Origin of the sequence: Megasphaera sp. AF13-6AC (assembly GCF_027685385.1) — a bacterium.
GTDB lineage: Bacteria > Bacillota > Negativicutes > Veillonellales > Megasphaeraceae > Megasphaera > Megasphaera micronuciformis.
The window spans coordinates 1-2,516 of the sequence record NZ_JAQCUN010000089.1; the positions used below are offsets into that span (position 1 = coordinate 1).

Here is a 2,516-nt window from a genome sequence, read left to right on the forward strand (position 1 = left end):
GTTTGATACCCAATTCTTTAGCTTTGTCAGCGGACATAACAACGAATGCTGCCGCACCGTCGTTAATACCCGAAGCATTGCCGGCCGTAACCGTGCCGCCGTCGCGTTTGAAAGCGGGTTTTAATTTGCCCAGGCCTTCAGCCGTAACGCCTTCACGCGGAAATTCATCCGTGTCAACAACGATGTCGCCCTTTTTGCCGTGAATAACGACAGGAACGATTTGGTCTTTGAATGCACCGGATTTAATGGCTTCAACAGCTTTAGCCTGAGAAGATGCAGCCAATTCGTCCTGAACTTCACGAGTAACGCCGAATTTTTCAGCAACGTTTTCAGCCGTAATACCCATATGGTAGTTGTTGAATGCGTCCCACAAGCCGTCTTTGATCATTTCATCAACGAGCTTGCCGTCGCCCATACGATAGCCCCAACGAGCTTTTTGTACGAGATAGGGTGCCTGAGACATGTTTTCCATGCCGCCTGCAACGATAACGTCGGCATCGCCGGCTTTAATAATCTGTGCTGCCAAAGATACGCAACGCAGACCGGAACCGCAGACTTTGTTGATTGTCATAGCCGGAGTTTCAACAGGCATGCCTGCTTTGATCATAGCCTGACGAGCAGGGTTCTGACCGAGGCCGGATTGTAATACGTTACCCATTACGACTTCGTCGACTGCGTCCTTAGCAATGCCGGCACGTTTGATTGCTTCTTCAATAACTACGGCGCCCAAGTCTACAGCCGGAACGTCTTTGAATGCGCCGCCGTATTTACCGATAGCCGTACGGCAAGCACTTACGATTACTACATCTTTCATGAATACCACCCTTTCTCAACTCGTTTATAGTGAATGTAAAAATCATTATAACCGTGAAGAAGGAAAGCATGCACGACATACTCGTAAAATATATCGTTACTGTTTTCACAATCTCCATATCTATATAGTATATTTTTTTACTCATAAATACAAGGGGGAAAAGAAAAAAAAGTTATACTTTCTAGCTATTGAGAGCAAAGGAACAGTAACCGTAGGGTATACATGAAGAAAATATAAGCGGCTAACGGTTATGAACGAAGAGGATCTTCAGAGCTATAGTAAGAAGTATATAAAAAGAGACATTCCTTTTACGGGAATGTCTCTTCTTTTACGTGTTACTGTTTTAATTAGAACAGGTTCGAAATGAAGCCGAAGCTGAAAAGTACGGCAACGGAAACCATCAGTTTCATATTTTCGTTCATCGAAGTCATATCGCCCGCCTCCTTTTGTTAATGTAATAAAGTAAAGATTGAAATGCTATAAAAGTATGTTCTTATTTGAACTTTCTTTTCTTGTCTTTATGATACTCTCTTAAAAAAATAATGCAATAGCCTAAAAAGTTATGGATGTGTGGTGCGTATGATAAACACTCATAATTCGGGGTTGCCAATAAAAAATATGGAGAAAATACAGCTAAAAAGCAGAGATGGAAGAAGAAAATTAGCAGGTAAACTTAAGAATTTAAATGTAAAAATAAGAGAAAAAACTTTAAAACTTTAGTTTACATCTTTAAATATCAAAGATGAGGTAAAATCATAAAACCCCGACAGGTCACAACAAAACTCGTAAATATACAAAATAGAGGCGATTGAGTCGACAGGGCGACTTATCTCGACAGTATCTGCAGATACACGTATAATATAAAACATAAAAAGAGGAGGTAGGTCATGTCTTTTATAAATAAGTTCATCGGTACGACGAGTCTTCAGCCTGTAGATACCCAAATATATGACGAGGCTTTAGCCTTATTCAATAATGCAAAGGCTCAGAATGAATTATTGGACGAGCATTTAAAATCTGCCATAGTTCAAGGTTCCGACGTGGACGTTTTGCCTGAAGCAGTCGGCCGTTTCGGTTTCGATAAGACTTCCCCCGTACCGGTAAACGGTCTTTTCGGGGCTTGGGCCTACTTATCCCGATTACGATCACTGACGACAGGCGGGCCCGTCTATTTTCATCTTGATGAAATAAAAGACGGGGCGGCGTGCTTTGAAGTTATTAACAGAAGCGGCAGACAGGCCTTTTACCTCTGGTTCGACTTGTATCATCCTCGTCAGTCTCGAGACGTTCCGGAAGGCTATATTCTGGAGAGGGAAGCCGTTTTCCCGCGAGGAATCACCTATCATGACGACGAGTTCCCTAAGGACTTGTATAAAAAAATTCGCAAGGAAGCTAAAAAAAGATTGCATCTTGAGGTATTCGACAAGGAAGCCCAATATATCGATACGGAAGAAGCCTCTCGCAGTTTAGAGGCCTTACGGGAAAAGAGGTAGCTTATGAAAGGAGCTTTTGCGTCCGTTCGCATGGATGAAAATCATCCGCACTGGCAATATGCTTCGGCTCGTGCCGGCAAGCTGTACAGTCGCAGCGGCGATTTTCGTACGGAATTCGGTCGCGACTATACGCGCATTATCCATTCTCTGGCTATGAAGAACTACGGCATTTACCCCATATTCATTCACGAAGACCGCCCTTACCACCA

At 43.0% G+C, this 2,516-nt stretch carries 2 protein-coding genes and 1 pseudogene; 2 read left to right on the forward strand and 1 reads right to left on the reverse strand.

The window, feature by feature from the left end:
• Window positions 1-814: acetyl-CoA C-acyltransferase (locus PGX78_RS05850; RefSeq protein ID WP_270445859.1), on the reverse strand; the 814-nt coding region annotated here is incomplete at its 3' end.
• Between the two features lie 887 nt (window positions 815-1,701).
• Between PGX78_RS05850 and PGX78_RS05855 the strand changes: the two genes are divergently transcribed.
• Together PGX78_RS05855 and PGX78_RS05860 are read left to right on the forward strand one after the other, a co-directional pair.
• Entirely contained in the window at window positions 1,702-2,307 is a 606-nt protein-coding gene (locus PGX78_RS05855) for a hypothetical protein (protein ID WP_270445860.1), read from the forward strand.
• 3 nt (window positions 2,308-2,310) lie between these two features.
• A pseudogene (locus PGX78_RS05860) lies at window positions 2,311-2,516 on the forward strand (hypothetical protein); the annotation flags it as partial.